This is a genomic window from Yersinia artesiana (genome assembly GCF_902726545.1).
Lineage (GTDB): Bacteria > Pseudomonadota > Gammaproteobacteria > Enterobacterales > Enterobacteriaceae > Yersinia > Yersinia artesiana.
Window position 1 is genome coordinate 21,450 of the sequence record NZ_CACVAD010000006.1, and the last position, 22,912, is coordinate 44,361.

Below are 22,912 nucleotides of genomic sequence, written 5' to 3' on the forward strand. Positions count from 1 at the left end.
CGACTTACGTCGCTACGACCCCAACGGCACGTTTCCCCGCCGTTTCACATTTGGGTTGTCTGCCCTTATCAAACAATATAACCAATTGACGTCATCGGCGCAGGCAGATTGAGTGCGGACAGCGCGCAAGAACCGGAGCATACATCAGTATGTGACGGTGATGAGCACTGCCCCGAAGCTCAAGCTGGCAAGTAAGATAGTCAATTTTAAAGACCGGGGGCTTTCCATAGAGAAGTCGTCAACCCACTGTCTACTAACGTCAACTGATCGGTATACACTGCTTGCCAGTTGGTTTTGGCCGCTTGATATAGCGCTTTATGTTCAATATTGGGCTGGTATTCTCGCTCCCAGCGCACCAGCCGCTCTCCGGTTGTATCGAGCGCTTCATATAGCCCAACGCCGACACCTGCTGCAATCGCACAACCTAAAGCGGTGGCCTCTTTCACCACCGGTACACGAACTGGAATGCCGGTTACATCCGCCAGAATCTGACTCCATAGTTTGCCTTTTGAACCGCCGCCGGCAAATACCACTGACGAGGCTTTGACACCGGAGAATTCCGCAATTTGTGCCAAATTACAGGCCGAAACAATTGCTGCGTTCTCTTCCAAAGCACGGAATAAAGTGGCTTTGTTGCATTTTTCAGGGTCGAGCGACAGGTTAATAAAGGAAGGTGCGGCGTGATACCAGGATTTAAAGCGCATAACATCAGAGAAAATAGGCATCACCCCGTAAGCACCAGCGGGCACCCGCGCCGCCATATCTTCCAGCAAACTATAAGTATCAATCCCTAACCGCTGGGCGAGTAATTTCTCTTCGGCACAGAATGCATCACGGAACCAGCGCATGGTCAGGCCGGTAAAGAAGCTGATGGATTCTGCTTGCACCATGCCGGGAATGACATGAGGGTTAATGCGTGTATTCATATTGGGATCAGTAATCGGTTTGGGTAGGTTAACCACCTGCTGCCAGAAAGTGCCCCCCAACACCGCTGTCTGCCCCGGTTGTACCACCCCTAACCCTAAGCAACCGAGTTGTACGTCACCGCCGCCCATCACTACTGGCGTTCCTGCCAACAAACCACACTCTTGTGCGGCCTCTGCCGTGACATGCCCGAGCAAAGTACCGGTTTCTTTGACTGGCGATAAGATATCAGCGCGCAGTCCGGCCATTTCCAGTAAGTTCGGCTGCCAGTTGCGCGTGGCTAAATCCAGCATTCCGGTCGTGCCCGCATTGGAGGGATCAACTGCCAGTTCGCCACTGAGCATATTCGCCAGCCAGTCGCTTATCATGGTGAGTGTCCCGGCCTGACGATAAATATCAGGGCGGTAATGCGCCAGCCACAATAATCGAGGCATCGCACTTAAAGCCAGTGTCTGACCGGAGCACTGATAGACTTCAAGCTCAAAGCCATTATTGTGCAACTCTTTCAATTCACTGACTTCACGGCTGGCGCGGGCATCCACATTAGCACAAGCCCAAATAGGTTTGCCGCTGCGGTCATAGAGCACAATCCCTTCGCGCATTGAGCAGGCCGCAACCGCGCGGATAGCACTAGCGGGCAAGTTGGCCTGATGCAATGCCTGACGGATGCATTGACAGGTCAACTTCCAGTTGGTGGTTAAATCAAACTCCATCGACCCAGGGACATCAGGTACTGGCAGATGTAGCCATTCAGCCTGTCCGGCTGCTATCTGATTGCCATTAAGATCAAATATTACCGCCCGGACACTGCCGGTGCCTGCATCCAAAGCCATCAGATATTCAGCCGATGAGAGTTGATTCATTGTTCGATCCTCAGCTTCAATGTGTTTTTATATAAATTCGTGTATAAACCTGTCCTCTACTGCCTTTTCTCGAAAAAACAAAAACTATTGGAGGTTAATGGCAAACCCAGTATCAAGCCTGGTGCGTGAAGGAGCGACTGTCCCTAGGGGCACTTCGGTCGCTTACGCGACTACGACCCCAACGGAACATTTCCCCTTCAATCGACTTTGTCAGCAATCTGACTATTGGCGTAATTGTCGCAGTCAGATTAGGTGCGCCCAGCGCGGAAAAACCGGAGCGTACACGTAGTACGTGAGGATTTTACTCGCTTCGCTCACCCTCTGGGCCGCTCTAAAGAGCGTTCAAAATGCCAGCATTTTGTGAGCACTGCGAAAGCCTAAGCTGGCAAGTAAAATAGCCAATTAAATCAGTTTGATGATTGATCTTGCCGTCAACTCATCAGTTACCAAAGCATTCACATACTGGCCTTTTAGCGCAGCTACAATGGCTTCAGATTTCTCCACCCCGCCCGCCACGCCAATCACCGTAGGAATGTTTTTCAAATCTGCCAGTGAAATACCGATTAATTCCTGGTGAATCTGCATATCTGCGGCCAGCGCGCCATCGGCCTGCATAAAGTAACCGAGGATATCGCCGACCGCGCCTTTGCGGCTGAACATCAGCTGTTCACCTTCGCTGATATAGCCGGAACGCAAAATAGTGGCTTCTTTTTGTTGATTGACTGAGCCAATCCCCACTACCGCAACATCAGCCGCACACGCCGCCAGCATCACATCGCGCACACTGTTTTCCTGGCGGAATGTTTCAGCAACTTTGGCACTGGAAGCACGCAACGGCGCAGGAATAATGCTGACCTGACAGGCCGCATCAAGCTGCCCAATCCCAGTCATATAAGAACCTACACCACCGGAGAGGGTGACCAAACGCACCTGCTGCGAGGCAATAAAGCCACTTAAATGCTGCAAAGCGCACATAGTGGTTTCACCAAAACCAACCGCCAATAGCTGCTGCGGTTGTATCAATGCCATCAATAGATGTGCTGCACCAATACCCAACCGGCTGCTGATACTAAGGTCAGCTAAAGAAGGTAAAATGCGGATATGCTTCAGGCCGAAATGCTGTTGCAGCGCATTTTCCAGCTCCAGACAACCCTCATAGCGCGAATTAATCTGTACCCGGATCACTCCAGACTGACGGCCTTTCTCCAGCAATCTGGAAACCTTCAATCTGGTCAGCCCCAGCAGTTCGCCAATATCCCCTTGTGTTAAGCCATCGTGATAATAAAACCACGCAATGCGAGCGAGCAGTTCCTCTTCACTCATGCTATTACCCGGATATTTGTATTCATCGTTGGACGACATAGGTTTTTCTTTTGTTACTGATTTTTCTTTCATCATTACCGGCTGTTCTCTTCTCACTGCTTAGCGATGCAAACCACTTATCGACTCAAATGTGTACGTCATGAATGTTAAATCTTGATTGATAACTACGCTAACAGCTTAAACCACATATTTGAACACATTTTAATTTAAATTTTTTTATTCACAGAATTGTGATCTTGATTACGCCATTAGTGGGATTATGCAGCTATCTTTTTTGAACACTTTTAATTTTAAATTATTTTTGTTCATTACGGGGATGATAATGCCGCACACTAAAGCTTCACCGCCACCGCTGCTTCAAGTGCGCGGCATCAGCAAACAGTTTTCCGGCGTAGTGGTATTGAAAAGTATCGACTTTACTCTGCAGCCGGGTCAGGTCCACGCGCTATTGGGGGGCAACGGGGCAGGCAAATCAACGCTGATGAAGATCATTGCCGGAGTGCTTCCCCCCGACAACGGCAGCATTGAGATAGATGGACAACCTTGTCTCAATCTCACCCCGGCCAAAGCCCATCAGCTAGGAATTTATCTGGTGCCGCAGGAGCCAATGCTATTTGCTAATTTGTCGGTTCAGGAAAATATTCTGTTCCGCTTGCCAAAACATCAGGCAGACAAAAAGAAGATGGCGCAGTTGCTGCAAAGTTTAGGCTGCCACTTGGATTTGGCGGTCAATGCCGGCTCGCTGGATGTCGCTGATCAACAATTAGTCGAGATCATGCGCGGCCTGATGCGTGACTCGCGAATTTTGATTCTTGATGAACCCACCGCCTCGCTAACACCAGCGGAAACCAATCGCTTATTCAGCCAAATAAAAATGTTATTACAACAAGGGGTTGGAGTGGTGTTTATCTCCCACAAACTCCCTGAAATTCGCCAACTGGCTGATTGGGTCAGTGTGATGCGCGATGGCGGAATTGCGCTGAGTGGTGCCACTCAAGAGTTCTCAACTGACACCATTATTCAGGCAATTACCCCACAAGCCAAAAACAGTGAGTTAACGGATACCCAGAAGTTATGGCTAGAGCTGCCGGGCAATCGCCGTTCTCAGGCTCGGGCGCAGTCCAATCAACCGGTGATACAAGTGTGCGACCTGAGTGGCGAGGGTTTTGCTCATATCTCTTTTGAGGTACGCGCCGGTGAAATTCTTGGGCTGGCGGGGGTGGTTGGCGCTGGCAGAACAGAATTAGCCGAAACGCTCTATGGTTTACGCCCCGCCAGCGGGGGCAAAGTCATGTTGGAAGAGAGCGACATCACCACGATGAAAACCGTCAATCGACTGGCTACCGGCCTGGTTTATCTGCCCGAAGACCGGCAGGCCTCCGGCCTCTATCTCGACGCCCCATTGAGCTGGAATGTCTGTTCACTCACTCAAGGTAACCAGGGGATATGGACTCATCCGGCACAGGAAGCCGCCATTTTAGAGCGCTATCGCCGCGCGTTAAATATCAAATTTAGTCACCTCGAACAGCCGGTTCGCACCTTATCCGGCGGTAATCAACAAAAGCTGCTGATTGCCAAGTGTCTCGAAGCCAATCCGCTATTACTGATTATTGATGAACCAACTCGTGGCGTGGATGTGTCTGCCCGCAGCGATATTTATCAATTGATCCGCAGCATCGCGGCTCAGCATGTGGCGATCATTTTTATCTCATCTGATCTGGAAGAAGTGGTGCAAATGGCGGATCGCGTGTTGGTGATGCACCAGGGGGAAATGAGTGGTGCGCTGGAAGGCAGTGCCATGAATGTCGACACCATTATGCATCTGGCCTTCGGTGAACATCATACCGACGCCCATCAGTCGGCTGAAAATGAGGGCGCATCATGTTGAAATTTATTCAGAACAATCGCGAAGGTACCGCGCTGCTGGCGATTCTCGCCTTATTTGCCCTGCTCGGCGTGATCGACCGTAACTACTTCAATTTGCAAACCTTCACCATGATCTTTAGCAGCGCGCAGATCCTGATCCTACTGGCGATCGGTGCCACCATGGTGATGCTAACCCGCAATATCGACGTCTCTGTTGGTTCGATCACCGGCTTATGTGCGGTGACGGTCGGCATGGCGCTCAATGCCGGTTTCGGGCTGGCACTGTCTTGCCTGTTTGCGTTATTGGTTGGCATGGGGGCGGGCTTCTTTAATGGCATTCTGGTGACCTGGCTGCGCATTCCGGCAATTGTCGCCACACTCGGTACGCTGGGGTTGTATCGCGGCCTGATGCTGCTACTGACCGGCGGCAAATGGATCGAAGGGTTGCCAGCGGATCTGAAAAGTTTATCAACGCCAATTCTGTTTTCTATCTCGCCCATTGGCTGGCTGATTATGTTGCTGATTGTCGCCATGGCCTTGCTGCTGGGTAAAACCGCCTTTGGCCGCAGCTTCTATGCCACCGGTGATAACTTGCAGGGCGCACGCCAACTGGGAATTCGCACTGATAGCATTCGTATTTTTGCTTTCTCCATGAATGGTGTGATGGCGGCGCTGGCCGGGATAGTCTTTGCCTCACAAATTGGTTTTATCCCCAATCAGACTGGCAGCGGCCTGGAAATGAAAGCCATTGCCGCTTGTGTGCTCGGCGGGATCAGCTTGCTTGGCGGCACCGGCACCATTATCGGCGCGATCCTCGGGGCTTATTTACTGACACAAATCGACAGTGTGCTGGTACTGCTGCGCCTACCGGCATGGTGGAATGATTTTATCGCCGGTTTGGTGTTATTGGGTGTACTGGTGTTCGATGGCCGCCTGCGTTGCGCTGTTGAGCGCAATATCCGCCAGCAAAAATATGCTCGCTTTACAGCTCGCCCGGTAGCGAGTGATAAAAAATCTGCCGCCGCCCCGTCAAAAACACCTGATAGCAAAGCGCCTAATGGCAAATCATTCACTAAGAAAGAGGTGGCGCGATGAGTATTTATAAGCGTTATGGATGGGAACTGGCTCTGGCTGCACTGTTGGTGCTGGAGATCGGGCTGTTTGGTTTATCCAACTCGCGCATGTTGGATATCAATGTGTTGCTGTTCAGCACCAGTGATTTTATCTGCATCGGCATCGTCGCCCTGCCGCTGACAATGGTGATTGTCAGTGGTGGCATCGATATCTCATTTGGTTCCACCATTGGGTTGTGTTCAATATTCCTTGGCGTGATGTTTCAGGCGGGCGTGCCGATGAGCATCGCCATCCCGCTGACCCTGCTGGTTGGCGCGCTGTGCGGGCTGATTAATGCCGGGCTAATTCTGTATACCGGCGTCAACCCACTGGTCATCACCCTCGGCACCATGTACTTGTTTGGCGGTAGTGCGCTGTTGTTATCCGGCATTTCCGGCGCAACCGGTTATGAGGGGATTGGTGGCTTCCCAACCGCTTTTACCGATTTTGCCAACCAAACCCTCTTCGGCCTGCCGGTGCCGCTGGTGATCTTTATGGTCTGCGTGTTGCTGTTCTGGTTGCTGATGCACCGCACCCACAGTGGCCGTAACGTCTTTCTTATCGGGCAAAACAGCCGGGTGGCACGATACAGCGCCCTGCCCGTCGCCCGCACCTTATGCCTTTTGTATGCCTTGACCGGCATGGCCTCCGCCATTGCCGCCGTCCTGCTGGTTTCTTACTTTGGCTCGGCACGATCTGATTTAGGGGCATCATTCCTGATGCCCGCTATCACCGCCGTGGTATTGGGAGGGGCCAATATTTATGGTGGCTCCGGCTCCATCCTCGGTACGGCTCTGGCAGTTCTACTGGTGGGTTACTTGCAACAAGGCCTGCAAATGATTGGCACACCAAATCAGATATCCAGCGCGCTGTCTGGTGCCTTACTGATTCTGGTGGTGGTCGGGCGTTCCATCAGCCTGCATCGACATTTGATTTATGAATGGCTGCAACGTCGCAGAAATACCGTGGTTTAACCTGCTCTTTTTTATAAAAAATTGCCAACACCTCTCTACCCATATCGGAGATAGCCATGAAAACACCAAGATTAAAAAAACTGGCGCTGGTTTGTGCCCTCGGATTTGCCTGTATCACTTTTAGTTCTATCAATGCCGTGCAAGCGGCGGAACGCATCGCATTTATCCCCAAATTGGTCGGGGTTGGCTTCTTCACCAGCGGCGGCAAAGGTGCCGTCGATGCCGGTAAAGAGCTGGGTGTGGATGTCACCTATGATGGCCCAACCGAGCCAAGTGTTTCCGGCCAGGTGCAGTTAATCAATAACTTCGTCAATCAGGGCTATAACGCCATTGTGGTCTCTGCGGTTTCGCCTGATGGCCTGTGCCCGGCACTGAAACGTGCCATGCAGCGGGGCGTCAAAATTCTGACCTGGGACTCTGACACCAAACCCGAATGCCGCTCGGTGTATATCAACCAGGGAACCCCGAATCAACTGGGATCAATGCTGGTCGATATGGCAGCAAATCAGGTGAAAAAAGACAAAGCCAAAGTGGCGTTCTTCTATTCCAGCCCGACGGTGACCGACCAGAACCAATGGGTGAATGAAGCGAAGAAAAAAATCCAGCAAGAGCACCCCGGCTGGGAAATTGTCACCACCCAATTTGGCTATAACGACGCCACCAAATCACTGCAAACCGCTGAAGGTATCCTGAAAGCCTATAGCGATCTTGATGCGATTATTGCCCCGGATGCCAACGCCTTGCCCGCTGCGGCACAGGCAGCGGAAAACCTCAAACGCGACAATGTGGCTATCGTCGGTTTCAGCACCCCGAATGTGATGCGCCCCTATGTTGAGCGCGGCACGGTCAAAGAGTTCGGCCTGTGGGATGTGGTTAACCAAGGCAAGATCTCGGTCTATGTCGCCAATGAAATGCTGAAAAAAGGCGACCTGAATGTCGGCGATAAAATTGATATCCCGAACATAGGTGTGGTCGAAGTCGCACCAAACAGTGTTCAGGGCTATGACCATGAAGCTAAAGGCAGCGGCATTGTGTTACTGCCACAACGGGTCATCTTCACTAAAGAAAACATCGATAAATACGATTTCTAATCTCGGCGGCCCGCCTCACTGGCGGGCTTGAACAGACCTAAGGGAGTTATGACAGATGGCTGATTTAGACGATATCAAAGACGGTAAAGATTTCGGTATTGGCGTACCCCAGCAGAATCCTGCATTTACACTTAAAGGCTGCGGTTCGCTGGATTGGGGGATGCAATCGCGGCTGGCGCGGATTTTTAACCCAAAAACCAACCGCACGGTGATGCTGGCATTTGACCACGGCTATTTTCAGGGGCCGACCACCGGTTTGGAGCGAATTGATATCAACATCGCCCCGCTGTTTGAATATGCCGATGTCTTAATGTGTACCCGTGGTATTTTGCGTAGCATCGTGCCTGCCGCCGCCAATCGCCCGGTGGTACTGCGCGCCTCTGGGGCGAACTCAATTCTGACTGATTTATCCAACGAGGCGGTGGCGGTCGCGATGGAAGATGCCCTGCGGCTCAACTCCTGCGCCGTCGCGGCCCAGGTCTATATCGGTACCGAGCACGAGCATCAATCCATTAAGAATATCATCCAGTTGGTCGATCAGGGCATTCGCTACGGCATGCCAACCATGGCGGTGACCGGTGTCGGTAAAGATATGGCGCGCGACCAGCGCTACTTCTCACTGGCGACCCGTATCGCAGCGGAAATGGGCGCTCAGGTGATCAAAACCTATTATGTCGACAGTGGCTTTGAACGTATTGCTGCCGGTTGCCCGGTACCTATCGTGATTGCTGGCGGTAAAAAGCTCCCTGAAAGGGATGCGCTGGAAATGTGCTATCAAGCCATTGATCAAGGCGCATCCGGGGTGGATATGGGCCGCAATATCTTCCAATCAGAAGCCCCGATTGCCATGCTGAAGGCGGTTCACGCCGTGGTGCATAAAAATGAGAATGCAGAAACGGCGTATAAGCTGTTTTTACATGAAAAAGGTTGAGTCAACTGGCCGTTGACTGAACGGCGATGACAAGGAGAAAGGTATGCATGTCACCCTCGTCGAAATTAATGTAAAAGAAGACAAAGTTGAGCAATTTATTGAGGTTTTCCGCGCTAATCATCAGGGTTCTATCCTGGAGCCGGGGAATTTACGCTTTGATGTCTTGCAAGATGAACTCATCCCAACACGCTTTTATATCTATGAAGCCTATGTTGATGAGGTCGCCGTCGCGGCGCATAAGAAAACGCCTCATTACCTCAAGTGCGTTGAAGCACTTGAGGGTTTAATGACCGGCCCGCGCAAGAAAACGACCTTTATTGGCCTGATGCCTTAACCAAAATGGGCAGTTGTTCCCCCACGCTGCCCTTTATTTTTCCCCGCTGAAATCCCCCCCAATAACCCTAACTTTACAGTTCAGGATGACCGAAGGTGTTGATATCAGATAACGCCTATCATAAAAATGAATATATTGAGTTATTCTTAGTGCCGAAGATAATGATTCTGGTATGACGCTCCAGTGCCGTGATACCCACCGTAAAACAGGAGTTTCTATGAATACAACTCAGCGCCTGATGCTGGCTTTCGCTTTCTCCAGTACACTGCTGGTTGGTACTGCTAGCGCAAATAGCTTATTAGACTCAGTAAAAAGCGCAGCAGATCAATACAGTAAATCAGGCGACAGCTCATCTTCACTGTCATCATTGACCGGTTTACTCAATGGCGGCGATAAAGCTCTGAGTGCCAGCACCATGACCAATGCCGCCGGTATTTTGCAGTATTGCGTGCAAAATAATGTGCTATCCGCCAACGGAACTACGGCGATTAAAGATCAATTGATGAGCAAACTGGGGATCACCAGCACTGAAAATGCCAAGAGCCAAGACTACCAGGAAGGCCTCGGTGGGTTGCTGAAAACCGGTGAAGGGAAAAGCCTGAATCTAAACGATCTGGGTAATGAACAAATTACAGAAAAGATTAAAACCAAAGCCTGCGATTTAGTGCTGAAACAGGGCCAGTCATTCTTGTTGAAATAATGGGATAAGAAATAGCAAAATTTGGCTTAAGTAATAGGCTGTATTCCATATATGGCCTATTTACTGCTTAAGAAAATATTCTGACGGTGATAGGCCATCTGCCCTTCATCAGGGAAAAATTGAACCGGTAACCGCAGTTTTCGCCCCTCATACTTAACGAAATTCTCTTCACTGATACTGCTTTTAAGTTTTTTGATCTGGGGAGATAACACCATTTCCAGATGTTCATTAAAGGTTATTAATCCCTGATCAAAAGCTCGATCATGTAAACTCGACAAACATAGGCCATTACTCGGATTAAGCCGATGCTCTGCACCGTGGCTCCAGGGGCGAATATGGCTGGCAACTAATAATATGGGTTCTTCTAAGTCGGTAATACAGCAGCGATTCTCATAAACATGCAATACGTTTTTACGAAATAGCTGCTGACCCACCCGCGCCTTAATAATAGTCGTCCTTTCTTTACCACTGAAATCTTTAATACCACTATCAAATAGCTTGGTCACGGGCATTTCTAACTGGCTCATCACCTGCTGGCATTGTCGCTCAAAATCTTCAGTATTTTCATTCATTTCTAACCACAAGGCGCGATCTGCATTAGACGCACCACTGAGCCCTTTTCGGCCCGAATCGATAATAAATGGATCCAGACTGGCGAAATTAACTAATTTCATCGCAAGTGCTGAAGGCGTTCTACCAATTAATGCGGCGTAATGAATAATATCAGGATTCCTGGAATGCAATTTGCCAAAGGGAATTTGGCTATACAGTGTAAATGCAACTAACAGTTGGTCTCGCGTCCAGTGATTTGCTGCTGCCATGCATCGCCATCCAGAATGAGTGAGTCACCTTATTGAATAGGTTAACTATGCCAGGTATAGGGGAAAAAGGGTATGGATGATGCATAAAGGATTAAGATTGATAACACTCCCCACACTTCTGGGGAGGATTTATAATATTCACAAAATTATTAATTCGCTTTTTCCGATCCTACTCGTTTTTGATTACGATTGACGGTCACTTTGAACAGCCAATATATCAAACTGGCGGCAAGCAATGAATTGATGGTAGGAATGCCCCACTCAATCACCACTCCGACAATACTGCCAGCAATGCTGGAAATAATAGCAATCCAACCAATAACTGGGGTTTGAGTTTCATCAGGCAGCTTCCCTTCTAACCGGCTCATATCAAGAATTTTGCGATGGGAGCGCAATACATAATAGTCGGTCAGCATGATACCGATAATCGGTGGCAGCACCACTCCCAGCACAGTCAGGAAATCAACAAATCTATCCAGAATACCCAGCACAGAAAGCGTGGTTCCCAGCCCACCAATAACCAACGTAGTTGAGAGATATTTCAGTTTCTTACCGGTGAGCCCTTCGACTACATTAACAATACCCAGTGATGAACAGTACAGATTGAGGTCATTGACCTTCAATGTAGAGAACACGACCACCAGCAGGCCGGTGATCCCCACAGCTTGAGACATAATACTAACAACATCTGCCGTGCCCAGTATCTTAGCAATCAGAATAGCCAAGCCGTTGACCGTACACTTCCCAACGATGATGCCAATAAATATCACACCCAGCACATGTTTATTATTTTTGGAATAACGCGTCAGGTCAGGGGTAACTAAGCTCGCCATGATGGCTCCTCCCATCACGATAGTGATACCCTCAGCGGTAGACAGAGTCTCACCAGCTTCTGGCAACTGACTGATATCAGAAAGATTATGTCCAGTTAGAATTTTAAAGGAAATATAAACCACCAGTAAGATAAATATCGGTACAGCAACTCTCGCGGCTATGCGCAGTGCCTTGAAACCAAAGGCGACCAATATTGTCAGCAGGCCACCTGATAAAATTGCAGCCAGGTTAAAGCCCAGTTTATGGCCTAAAGCAAAATCCAGGGATTTAGCGAAAATAGCATTCTGTATACCAAACCAGCCGAGCAAACTGACTGCGACGACCATCCCGACCAGCGCCGCTCCCAAGCGTCCAAAACCACACCAACGCGCCAACAAGCTGCCGGAAACCCCCTCACGCATGCCCGCGACCCCGAGGCCGTAGGTCACCACACAAAATATTATGCTGGCGACGAAAAGCGCGGTGAAAGCATCGGTTAACGTCATGGAATTACCCAGTACAGCACCGAGCATAAATTGATCCAGCGAAGTCAGCGCGCCCATATAAACGATAGCAACACTGAAAAATGACACTTTTTTATCCTGCGGTACTCGACTTAACGGATAGTCTTCTGTTTTGATCATGATCAAATGTCCCTTTGTTATTCAAATAAATTAAATCCCTTTTGTCACTAATCAAAAAACCATATAAAGATTAATTATCACAACGTAAATAGTTGCCAAACCACTCAAGCTATTAATGATTGAGTATTATACTTTCTATAAATAGGTGAAGTTATATTTAATAACGCATTAACGCTGATGTGACATAACTATACTATTAGAATATGGTTTTTATTTATATATTTAAGGTATGACACCCCTGCGGAATTAATGATTAAAATTACAGTCAGATTAACACCATTCAACTCCCCCTATTCTAATATCACCTTTACTAATCAGTTACAAGGATGGCTTTCACCCATCTCTGCCATTATATTAAGCATTTATATTTATTATTTCTTAATAAGAAAACACAAATTAAAATCATGAATATGGCATTATTATCTGGTTATATTTCATCCTGTAGATACAGTTTTCATCTCATCAATGCCAGACAGGTGTAATGCTCACTAACCCATATTAAAAAACTATTATATGCATAATGATACTTAATACGTGGCGAAACGAGAATTATTGTTCGACTCAAAGCTCACCCCTCTCAAATAGAGGAGTGAGCTGCTTGGGATAAAATTAAACCGTTTCTTCCGATTCAATTGACTGTTGATTACGACTAACAGCCACTTTGAACGCCCAGTAGATAAAGCTCGCAATAACCAGTGAGTTAATAGTCGGGATGCCCCACTCAGTAACTAGCCCAACAATACTGCCGATAATACTGGCTATAATCGCCACCCAACCAATAACAGGCGTTTGTTTTTCATCAGGTAACGTCCCTTCCTGCCGGGTTTTATCCAAAATTTTACGATGGGAGCGCAGCACATAATAATCCACCAGCATGATGCCAATAATCGGTGGGAATACCACGCCAAGTACCGTCAGGAAATCAACAAACCGGTCGAGAATTCCCAAAACAGACAGTGTGGTACCCAACACACCTATGACCAGCGTGGTTGATATATATTTGAGTTTTTTACCCGTTAACCCCTCGACCGCGTTAACAATACCGAGTGAAGAAGAGTACAAGTTAAGGTCATTGACTCTTAAGGTGGAGAACACCACCACCAGCAAACCCGCGCCCCCCGCGGCTTGAGACATTATCGTCACGACATCCGCCGTCCCAAGGGTTTTAGCAATCAATATAGCCAACCCATTGACCACAAACTCGCCTGCAACGATGGTGAAAATCGTCACACCCAGGACATGTTTGCCATTTTTGGAATAGCGCGTCAGATCAGGTGTCATCAGGCTGGCCACAATAGCGCCGCCGACCACGATAGTAATACCCGCGCTGATAGACAAGGATTCACCCGGTGGAATCAACTGGATAATTTCATTCAGATTATGGCCAGATAATGTACTAATAGAGATATAAGCTACCAGTAATATAAACATCGGTACCGCAATTCGAGCCGCAATACGCAATGCTTTAAAACCAAAAGCAACCAAGATAGTTAGCAAGCTGCCCGATAAAGCCGCTGCTAATCCGAATCCCAATTTATGGCCGAGAGCAAAATCAAGTGATTTGGCAAAAATAGCATTTTGGATACCAAACCAACCCAACAAACTGACCGCAACCACAATCCCAATCAGTACTGACCCCAAGCGGCCAAAACCACACCAGCGCGCTAGCAAGCTGCCAGAAATCCCTTCGCGCATCCCCGCTAGCCCAAGGCCGTAAGTTACCACACCAAATATAATGCTACCGATGAGAATCGCGGTAAACGCATCAGCCAGCGTCATGGAATTACCGAGTACGGCACCGAGCATAAATTGATCCAGCGCGGTCAACATACCCATATGAACAATTGCAACGCTTAAAAAAGAAACTCTCTTATCCTGTGGCACCCGACTTAATGGATAATCTTCAATTTTGATCACGATGAGCTGTACCTTGTTGTTCAGATAGCTTGTTGTTCAGATAAATTGGATCCCTTTTGCCACCAGGCGATCCGGAATGTAATTATCCAAATGCGCAAATTTGCAAAACTCCTCAAACTGTTGCAGCGTGTGGACATCAGATTTTTGATAAATTGTATATATTCTATTTTCTATCGTTTTAGTGCTGATATTATATATCTTCGCAATTTCTTTAACGGAAAGCCTTTGCAGCATTAAAAATATAACGTCAAGCTCAGCACGAGTGAACATACTGTTATTAATCTCAGTTGTCAGAATGCTGGGTTTTTGTTGGTTGATATATTTTAATGGGGATAATGTATTAAATGGTTTAGCATTCCACATCACACCAATAACTTCTTTTCTGTCGTTATAAACGGGTAGTTTCTCGCTAATATACGGAGTCAGGGTATTTTTCCCATACCAATAATGGGTTTCTATTACCGTCACCCGATCCTGCGTTTCTTCTGTCCGCTTGTCATGCTCTATCAGGTCGGGCGCAAATTCAGTCCAATTCCCGGGAAATTCATGGTCCATCTTCCCCTCAACCTCAAAATCCAAGGGTGTATTGGTGTAGAGAAAGGCAGCCTTATTCATATAGATATGGCGGGAATTCAGATCTTTAATGCCCCATGGCTCACTTAAGTGCTCCATCATGGCAATAAGGCCCTTGAAATAAGTTTCATTATTTTTATCGGGCAAATCCATGGCGACCTCGCCGACGAAGAATGGGTTAAATTTCTTTTGCCAGATAGTGTCGCGTATGCTTTTTAGCATACCCGCCTAAATTGCCATATACACGATAGCCTAATTTTTCATAAAAGCCTTTGGCCTGAAAATCGAAAGTATCAACATAAGCCATATGACATCCACGTTTCAAAGCCTCTTCTTCCGCTTTTTCCATTAACTGGCGGCCATAACCACTTTTACGATAGTCGTCACTCACCCAAAGATATTGAATTTCAAGCCCGCCCCACCAGGTTCTGGCAACCAATCCCGCAACAATTTTTCCATCGTCATCGGTCACAGTTAAGAACAGCGGATGAATATCTACCTTTTGGGTTTTATCATTGTGGGCCCACAGGCCATCAATAACATACTCTTCGTCCTGTGGGTTTGGTTGGTCTGTAACGTTTATCTTCATTTTTGGAACATGCCTTCCTATTTTAATAATTTAAATTACAATTAAATTAATTGATCACAACTGCTTGTAATATCATTTTCCTTAAAGTGTTACAAGAGTGGTTTTCACCCGTTCCAGCCATCCGGTTAAGTGTTTATAGTTATTGTGACGGAGCTAAAAAATACCAATACGATTTGTAATGTTATTAGTGTTTTTCCAGCTCTGCCTGCAAATGCTGATATCGCCTCACCAGGGCCTCATCGGGGAAATCTATCCATAATTTACGGCTCCACCCGCAGAGCAAGAGTCACTTGCCATAGGGGGAGCCGCTCATCTCTCTTCCAATCCATTAAGTTTACTACTTAATATTGAGTCGTTAGGTTGGCCTGCTTTCCGTTGATTGATATTCAGAGCTGTTAGCAATGACTCTCTCGCAACCAGATTTAAAATCATGACTTCTCGTCTTACAACTGGCGCTGCTCCAGGCTGGTATAAATCGTTTTAATTTCACCTTTTAAGCTATCGCCACGGTATACCATCGACGTATCGTACCGTTGATACTGCTCTTCTCGCGCAGCGCTGAACCAGTTAAACGATCCGACGCACAGAAGCTCCTCATCCCCAATCACAATTTTACTGTGAACGCGATTGACCAACTTCGTGGTGATGCCCATCTCATTCAACTTTTCCACAGCAGCGTTAAGATGCTGCTGTTTCTCTTTGTACTTTTCATAATCGACATGTCCGGTATTGTAGCTTCTGTCTGTCACCACCGTGATATCAATGCCGCGCGAGCGTGCCTGAAGCATCGACGTCAGAAAGCCGGTTTGTTCCAGCTTTTGCCAGGTTAACCAAGGGGAAACAATCGTAATACTCTTCCCGAGAGTACCTAAAGTTTGGTTTAGAAACGCATCATGCTGTTCCACCCCGTGTAAGGTAGATATCTGTGTTTGCGCTGCGCTTAAATCCTCGCGCTCCTGAAACTCAAACTGCAATGCATTGCTGTCTGAGGCAAACAGGTATTTTGCCAGCAATCCTCGCGGCGAAGAGCCAGGCTGGATCTCAAACAGATCCATATCACCGAAGACCAGAAAACTATCTTTGGCGCGAGAGACGGCGACGTTCAGCATGCTACTGTCGCTGTCAATAAACCCGCCATCTTCATGTTTGGAGTAGACCGGGGAAAAAAGCACGATCGCTCTTTCGGCCCCTTGCAGAGAATGTACCGTGCCGACCGTCAGCGAATCTTCATCACCACTAGAGTTAATACCAATCTTACGCAATGCCGCCTTAATGGTGCTGACCTGTGCTGAAAATGGCGTAACGACCCCCAGCACCTTATGCAATGGCTTATCGTAATGGAGTTCTATTTTCTCTTTGTGCGCTGCTAGCCAGGCGGCTATCATCTCAGCCTCAAAGGTGTTGTAACGGCTCCCGCCATTTGCCTGCATACCTTTACCATCGATATGCAGATAACCCATCGCCGGAAGAAGCGCCTCTTTTTCGATCCCACGTTTCGGTTGTAACTTGCCGTGGTAGCAAAGCGCGTTACAGTAGCCGATGATGTTATCGAAGCAGCGACGGTGCTCGTACAGGTACATTCCACGCGCTAAATCTAAGTCGTATTGATAGCGCGAATTAAACTGAGCAACCTTCATAACACTGCCCGATGCAGCACTTTTACCTGAATCACTTATCAGCGCATAGGCATCCATCAACTCTTCTTGAGTGCCGCCGGGGAGGATTTTCTCCTCCACCATATTGCCGATATCAATGCCGGGTAAACTATTCCAGATGGGTGCGATCTGCTCCGTATCGCCAATCACTAACGCTTTTTTCGCCAACGCGAAGGAGGCCGCGGCCACTTCTGGAAGCACCTGTCCCGCTTCATCGACGATCAGCAGATCGGCAAAATTATAAAAATAGCTTTTATCATATGGCTTGCCCTTGCCCGCAAATTCACTGGTTTTCATATGGTAAGGCAGCATGTAGCAGGTCATCACCACACAAGGGGTGAGCTTCATCCTGCGCTGCCAGCGGGCCTTAACGGTTTTCGCTCCGTTGCGACCTTTTTCGCCCTGAAGATCTTTGATGGCTGCCATATCCATCAGCCAGCGTCCCTCCCAGTAATGAGTTGCCAGCAGGAACGCCGGAAAGCGGATGTGCATATCAGCAAGTTCGTCGGCCCCAGCCAGGCTCAGTTCATTTTCGCCCGTATGCCCCAGTGATTGAGTCAGGTCGTGCCAACATCGGATAGCCGTACTTTCGCGCAGGGAAATATCCTGAGCAAGAGCGATTAGCTGCTGGTACCCACCTTGCTCTTTTTGCGCTTGCGCTATCAAACCGTCGATATACGCGTCAATACCTTCCGGCGCTGTCCCTTGGAACGCGGCCATTCTTGTGCCAAACGTCTCGTCCAGGAAGAGACTAATCTGATAGTGGCGCTTAGTACGAACTGCGGGGATCCAGAAAAAGAACGCATACACCATCGACTCACCCGCACGATATTGCTGCCACTGCTTTTTGCCCTGAGTTAACAGCGCAATTTCATTCGTACTGTCGAGTAATAACCTACTTTTGTCCTGAATGTATTGGTCGAGATCTTCGCTGATAGCATTACGTTCCTGCCGGATGCGATTCAGACTATGCCATGCTGTCTCGACGTGCTTAAGCTGTACGGACTGCTCGGTTATACGCTCATGCAGCAACTCCACGACGTGTTCGGACGAGCTGCAATCCGCCGATGGGAACGCCGCTCTGGCCTTTTCAAGATAAAAGACCTGCGCATCTTCAACATATTCCAGAGATTCAACACGATTGAAAAAGTCATCCGTCTGGTACTTTTTCGCCGCATCGGCCTTGCGACTCGAAGACGGGAAGTAAGCGCCATAGCTTTTCAGCTCAGGCAACCAACGCCCGGCCATTGCTCCAGTGCCAGTGGAAAAATCTTTGCCGAAGGCTTCAATGATGTTGGTCACGGCCTGATTATTGGTTGATGTGGCAATCACCACCGGTGGCTCGGTTTTATTGAGGGCAGCTCTTACCCATTCGGTAGCAATGATAGAGAGAACCAGAGTGGTTTTCCCTGTTCCCGGTGGGCCATTAACGGCAAGGATATCGCCCGGCTGCTGGGTGAGATAATGGCTCAGGGCATCGCGCTGCGCCATTGCCAGCGGGAAGTCATCTCCGGAATGCCCCAGACGCTCGCTGAGCTTTGCATTAGCGGCAAGGAGAGGTTCTACAGGAGGCATTTCCGTTGAAGCAAAGCGCGCCAGTAACGGAACCTCTTTTTTACACATCAGCAGATGCTCATACAGGGGGAGGATATGGATGCTGGCCCCGCCGGGCTGGTTCGCTTTGATAACATAGCCATACCCAGCCGGTTCGTATTGTTCGTGGGTAGCAATCCATTTTTCGGCCACGTTTTTTAAAAGATCATCTGACTCTTGAAGATATTTTTGCCACTGCTTCTGATATCTGGCATACCGCTCTGCCCGCTGCTCGTCATTTTCCTCGCGGCGTGGCTGTTCGTCATCTTCACTAAAGGTGGCTGAATTATGGGTGGTTTTGTATTTGTCATATTGCGCCATCTCGCCAATTGAGAAGGTGCCTTTGGGGAGCGGTTCGAGTAAGTCACGGGGAATGGTGGCAGGTGAAGTGGGGAATAAAAAACCTTCGCGGTTCAGGAGAGCGGAAGTCACTAACGGCGTGACAATACCTGGCGCGCCAGCCATTCGCTCTTTGCCATGCTTTAGCTGGCAGATCCAGACCTTTGGACGTAATAGCACTTCGACGATTTTAACTGCGTCGTCTTCACCTTCAAAGAAGGCGCGAACAATCTCCTCATCCAGACACCCTGTGGTTATATCTACCCACCGAGTGAATTTATCCGCATCTTTACGCTCAAATGCCCCTTTGCCTGACTCAGCATCTGCTAACGAGTTACGCCAGTATGATGCAAATCCCTGAGTATTATTGTCCATTACTCATCCCGTGATTTAAATAAAATTATTGATTTCGCTGATATAAACGCAGTATGTGGTTAAGAATCAACCACGCCCAGCCTGCTGAAAATTCAAGCTCCTTTCAACATATCAAAGACTACCCGCGCAAATCCTTTTGTTCGTGTTAGTCATGAGAATGACCAAAGAATGTGACGAATAACAGTGATTATACATAAGCCATTTTGCATCGCACGGCATTGATGTTCATTGTTTTGCAACTGAGTTTTGGCAAAAAAATTTCTTCATATGGATGCTACGTAGAGGAGTAATTTTATCTATAAAATAGGAAGCTATTTATATCTATGGTTTCAAAAAAGGCGAAGTCTCAATTACTGCTAGCTTACCCTGCCAACATCTTCACAAAGGCTGATACCACCTATATCTGGCGCATATTTTGGGGACACAAATTTTCCGAACCGAGCTGCCCCCCATTTTGCCCCCAGTGATGATGGCTGCTAATGGACGTAGAAATACCAGAATGGAGAAGTGGCAAAAATCACCAGAATGTTAGATGCTGTTTTATATAGACTTTTACGGAAGATAATGGACTTTGCTGAACGACAGGCAAAAAAAGCCACCCTGCGGTGACTTGATTTTCATATTAATGGTGCGAAGGCCGGACTCGAATTTTTCACTCAATAGACTGATATAAATGTAGTTTATAAAAAGGCATAAATAGTTATACCCGCACTTGTACCCACAAGTTAAAATCCGTACAAAAAACAGACATCAATAGTGGGTATAAAGCCATACTAGTGGAACACCAATATGGCTATCGAAGCAAGATTCAGGCAGGAAGGAAAGTTTTCTTCAGAGGCACCAAAAGTTTGGTCTCGATATCGACTTGCTCGTAGTTCTCAATAAGCGCACGGACGAGATCATCAAGCGTCCAGAGCGTCAGAGGTATCGTCGAACGGTCAGCTTCATAGCGAGCATCTTTCGTAAAGCCCCCCGTACTGACATAAAGCCCGCGATCGTCTTTATGGCGACCGCCGATAAAGCTGCGAATCTGCTGACTCCCCATTTGCTCCCTACGATGTTTTACCTCAACGATAATTCGTGGATTTTCAAAACCGAATCCATCAGGTGAAGCTATGATGTCTTTACCCCGATCGGCACCCGCAGGTGAAACCTGCGTTTTATAGCCCATACTGCGTAAAACTCCAGCAACCAGATTTTGCATCTCATCCCAATCAAGAGAGTTGATGCGATCTTTGATACCCTCAAATGCCAGCATTTCCATATCGCGAAGCGGATCAGAAACGACCTCATCTTCATCTATCACAATTGGATTCTGAGTAATAACATCTGCAGTGGGTTTCTTATCCTGCAAAAGCTCCTCTAACGCATATTCTGGAAGCTGGAAAACCGTCAACGTGGAACCCAATGTGTTTTTGGTAGCAACAGACAATCGATCGCGATCGATTTCTTGAGTATTCCATTTAACCTGCCGAGCGATCCCCATCCCCTCTTCCACCCATTCAGGATGATATTGGAAGTCTGATGTAACTTTGCCTAGCAGATAAGTACGGTTGGCTGGAGAATAGGTAATAACCCAATCACTCTTTTGGATTTCGTTCACAAAACGCCAGACCTGCGATGCTCCAGAACGGGCTGTTCCTAGCTTAGTTAAGGGGTCTGCTTCCTGGTATAAAGCGAGCAACTGGGATCGGGACAGACCTGGTTTGACCAAAGGAGCCAGCTGAGGCCAACCGATTCCCACAATTTGTTTATCGCGGAAATCGTCATAGAGTTTGCCGCCGTCACCGCGAATCATCCACATTCTGTTGCCCATACCCGTCCCTTCATGAGGAAAAGAAATTAAGCTGGATCATAAGCTTGTTCTCCGCATGCGTCAAAACCATCAACAACGACGGACCAGCATTCCCGGATTGTGTTTGCGATGATGTGCCCAGTTAAAATTACAGCTTCAATTTGCATGATATTTCGTCCATATAAGCAAAAGCACCGGCCCGCTTCAGCTGATGCTTTTGTAATAAGTAAATATATCTGGAATATGAATCAGGGAGGCTATTGCCAATATTCAACGTGTTGCGTTAATACGATTTCTTTTCAATAAACCAGTTGCCTGTCGCGCCCGCAGAATATCGACAGCCCGCAGGTATGGGGACTGTTCTTGCCAGTTGAATCCCCTGCGATCAATACGAACCAGTTCGTGCTTATCCACCAGAAAATTAACGGCATCAGCCAGCGTAATACCAGCAGTGATATGTTCCTGAATAACAGTCTCATCACTGAATGGTGTGTCGTTCAGTGTCAGGCCATAGTGCTGTTCCAGCAGGCGTGTCAGTAACATTTGCCAGACAGACACGGGCGACAGACATAGCTTCGCCGCCTGCGGAGTCGTTGCAGGTAAAGTTTTCATGTTTGCTCTTGTGAAATTAGTTAGCGTTGAGTGAGATAAACGGCGATGTATATGTAGCCGCAACTGCCAAGGGTATCGGCTTCGCAGGTAAAACCATTGTGATACAGGGTAATACAGTGGGTGTAACGGGGATTCAGTTCTCCCGTGGTCAGCATGGATTCCATCTGGCTGATAAAGTGCGGGAATATTTCATCCAGCTTCCGGCATTCGGCGTCACTGAACTTACCGATGATGCTGGCCCGGTCAGCCAAATAATGCAGCCGGTTCCCCTCCTGCACCAGACGGGCTCCCAGGTGTGGCGTGATATCCCGCTGCAGGCCCCATGTGATGTTGCTCATTGATAACCTCCTTTATTGTCAGTTCAGGGTAATACTCATCAGGCAGGCATACGGTCCGCTGCGGTCCTGGCGGCGTTCGGCATATACCGCCAGGACTCCTGTGATATCCGGAACTTCCCTGCCGGTGTAATGGCAGACGCTACCGTGCCACTGATATTTTCCGGTGCAGTAGCGAAATATTCGGGACTCAGGATGCTGGCGGTATATCGTCATTGCCCGGCGTTTACTGATAATTTTCATGTAATACCTCACAGCAGACCGTGTTCTGCGAACGAATAGATTTGCCTGCCGCCGATAATCAGATGGTCAAGGACACGGATATCTACCATCTGAAGTATCTGTACCAGCCGCTGCGTGAGGGCTTTGTCAGCATGGCTGGGCGTCGTCTCGCCGGAAGGATGGTTATGCGCCAGAATCACCGCCGCCGCATTGAAATACAGGGCTCGCTTAACCACCTCCCGGGGATGGACTTCAGTGCGGTTAATCGTGCCGGTGAAGAGCGTCTCATGGGCAATCAACTGATTCTGGTTGTCCAGATACAACACCCGGAACTCTTCCCGCTCAAGCGCGGCCATATGCAGTCGCAGCCACTCCCGGACGGCGTGGGTGGAGGTGAAGGCCACCCCGGGCTCATGCAAGTGCCGGTCCAGAACTCTGAGAGCACGCTGGATGAGACGCCGGTCCTGTGGCGTTATCTCGCCGGGTAAAAAGGAAAGCTGTTTCATTCGT

20 protein-coding genes are annotated in these 22,912 nt (G+C 48.3%); 7 read left to right on the forward strand and 13 right to left on the reverse strand.

What is annotated here, in order from left to right; all coding sequences use genetic code 11:
* Positions 1-206: 206 nt before the first annotated feature.
* Both lsrK and lsrR read right to left on the reverse strand, forming a co-directional pair.
* Positions 207-1,787: an autoinducer-2 kinase gene (gene lsrK / locus HU019_RS02970; RefSeq protein ID WP_174849907.1), complete on the reverse strand. Its 1,581-nt coding sequence runs from the start codon at positions 1,785-1,787 to the stop codon at positions 207-209.
* A gap of 402 nt (positions 1,788-2,189) precedes the next feature.
* Positions 2,190-3,182 carry a transcriptional regulator LsrR gene (lsrR, locus tag HU019_RS02975; RefSeq protein WP_407083969.1) on the reverse strand — a complete coding sequence of 331 codons (993 nt, stop codon included), beginning with the start codon at positions 3,180-3,182 and terminating at the stop codon, positions 2,190-2,192.
* Between the two features lie 250 nt (positions 3,183-3,432).
* Between lsrR and lsrA the strand changes: the two genes are divergently transcribed.
* The 7 genes from lsrA to HU019_RS03010 all read left to right on the forward strand — a co-directional run bounded on the left by lsrA (position 3,433) and on the right by HU019_RS03010 (position 10,119).
* Positions 3,433-4,998 carry an autoinducer 2 ABC transporter ATP-binding protein LsrA gene (lsrA, locus tag HU019_RS02980; protein ID WP_174849909.1) on the forward strand — a complete coding sequence of 522 codons (1,566 nt, stop codon included), beginning with the start codon at positions 3,433-3,435 and terminating at the stop codon, positions 4,996-4,998.
* On the forward strand, positions 4,992-6,071 hold the full coding sequence (lsrC, locus tag HU019_RS02985) for an autoinducer 2 ABC transporter permease LsrC (protein WP_174849910.1): 1,080 nt from the start codon (positions 4,992-4,994) through the stop codon (positions 6,069-6,071). Before lsrA ends, lsrC begins: the two co-directional genes overlap by 7 nt.
* Positions 6,068-7,063, forward strand: coding sequence for an autoinducer 2 ABC transporter permease LsrD (gene lsrD, locus HU019_RS02990; protein WP_174849911.1), 996 nt, complete (start codon positions 6,068-6,070; stop codon positions 7,061-7,063). Before lsrC ends, lsrD begins: the two co-directional genes overlap by 4 nt.
* Before the next feature lie 56 nt (positions 7,064-7,119).
* Positions 7,120-8,154 (forward strand): autoinducer 2 ABC transporter substrate-binding protein LsrB, encoded by a 1,035-nt coding sequence (lsrB, locus tag HU019_RS02995; protein ID WP_046051646.1) that lies wholly within the window; start codon positions 7,120-7,122, stop codon positions 8,152-8,154.
* Between the two features lie 55 nt (positions 8,155-8,209).
* Positions 8,210-9,085: a 3-hydroxy-5-phosphonooxypentane-2,4-dione thiolase gene (gene lsrF, locus HU019_RS03000; RefSeq protein WP_005175220.1), complete on the forward strand. Its 876-nt coding sequence runs from the start codon at positions 8,210-8,212 to the stop codon at positions 9,083-9,085.
* Positions 9,086-9,128: 43 nt separating this feature from the next.
* Positions 9,129-9,419: a (4S)-4-hydroxy-5-phosphonooxypentane-2,3-dione isomerase gene (gene lsrG / locus HU019_RS03005; protein WP_174849912.1), complete on the forward strand. Its 291-nt coding sequence runs from the start codon at positions 9,129-9,131 to the stop codon at positions 9,417-9,419.
* Between the two features lie 217 nt (positions 9,420-9,636).
* Positions 9,637-10,119 (forward strand): YjjA family protein, encoded by a 483-nt coding sequence (locus tag HU019_RS03010; RefSeq protein ID WP_174849913.1) that lies wholly within the window; start codon positions 9,637-9,639, stop codon positions 10,117-10,119.
* 56 nt (positions 10,120-10,175) lie between these two features.
* Here HU019_RS03010 and HU019_RS03015 read toward each other — a convergent pair whose 3' ends face one another.
* The 11 genes from HU019_RS03015 to HU019_RS03065 all read right to left on the reverse strand — a co-directional run bounded on the left by HU019_RS03015 (position 10,176) and on the right by HU019_RS03065 (position 22,908).
* Complete coding sequence (locus tag HU019_RS03015; protein WP_174849914.1) at positions 10,176-10,940, reverse strand: HNH endonuclease; 765 nt, start codon at positions 10,938-10,940, stop codon at positions 10,176-10,178.
* Between the two features lie 149 nt (positions 10,941-11,089).
* The gene (locus HU019_RS03020) at positions 11,090-12,397 is read right to left on the reverse strand and encodes a cytosine permease (protein WP_174849915.1); all 1,308 of its coding nucleotides are present in this window, start codon (positions 12,395-12,397) and stop codon (positions 11,090-11,092) included.
* A gap of 609 nt (positions 12,398-13,006) precedes the next feature.
* Positions 13,007-14,314 (reverse strand): cytosine permease, encoded by a 1,308-nt coding sequence (locus HU019_RS03025; protein ID WP_174849294.1) that lies wholly within the window; start codon positions 14,312-14,314, stop codon positions 13,007-13,009.
* Between the two features lie 36 nt (positions 14,315-14,350).
* Positions 14,351-15,040 carry a helix-turn-helix transcriptional regulator gene (locus HU019_RS03030; protein ID WP_005159172.1) on the reverse strand — a complete coding sequence of 230 codons (690 nt, stop codon included), beginning with the start codon at positions 15,038-15,040 and terminating at the stop codon, positions 14,351-14,353.
* A 25-nt stretch (positions 15,041-15,065) separates the two neighbouring features.
* Positions 15,066-15,476, reverse strand: coding sequence for a GNAT family N-acetyltransferase (locus tag HU019_RS03035; protein WP_174849295.1), 411 nt, complete (start codon positions 15,474-15,476; stop codon positions 15,066-15,068).
* A 443-nt stretch (positions 15,477-15,919) separates the two neighbouring features.
* Positions 15,920-19,438, reverse strand: coding sequence for an AAA domain-containing protein (locus HU019_RS03040; protein WP_174849296.1), 3,519 nt, complete (start codon positions 19,436-19,438; stop codon positions 15,920-15,922).
* 808 nt (positions 19,439-20,246) lie between these two features.
* Positions 20,247-21,254, reverse strand: coding sequence for a restriction endonuclease (locus HU019_RS03045; protein ID WP_057059518.1), 1,008 nt, complete (start codon positions 21,252-21,254; stop codon positions 20,247-20,249).
* A gap of 249 nt (positions 21,255-21,503) precedes the next feature.
* On the reverse strand, positions 21,504-21,845 hold the full coding sequence (locus HU019_RS03050) for a TA system toxin CbtA family protein (RefSeq protein ID WP_174849297.1): 342 nt from the start codon (positions 21,843-21,845) through the stop codon (positions 21,504-21,506).
* Positions 21,846-21,865: 20 nt separating this feature from the next.
* Positions 21,866-22,183, reverse strand: coding sequence for a type IV toxin-antitoxin system YeeU family antitoxin (locus HU019_RS03055; protein WP_174849298.1), 318 nt, complete (start codon positions 22,181-22,183; stop codon positions 21,866-21,868).
* A gap of 18 nt (positions 22,184-22,201) precedes the next feature.
* Positions 22,202-22,423, reverse strand: coding sequence for a DUF987 domain-containing protein (locus tag HU019_RS03060; RefSeq protein ID WP_016239684.1), 222 nt, complete (start codon positions 22,421-22,423; stop codon positions 22,202-22,204).
* Between the two features lie 8 nt (positions 22,424-22,431).
* Entirely contained in the window at positions 22,432-22,908 is a 477-nt protein-coding gene (locus HU019_RS03065) for a JAB domain-containing protein (protein ID WP_174849299.1), read from the reverse strand.
* Positions 22,909-22,912 lie beyond the last annotated feature (4 nt).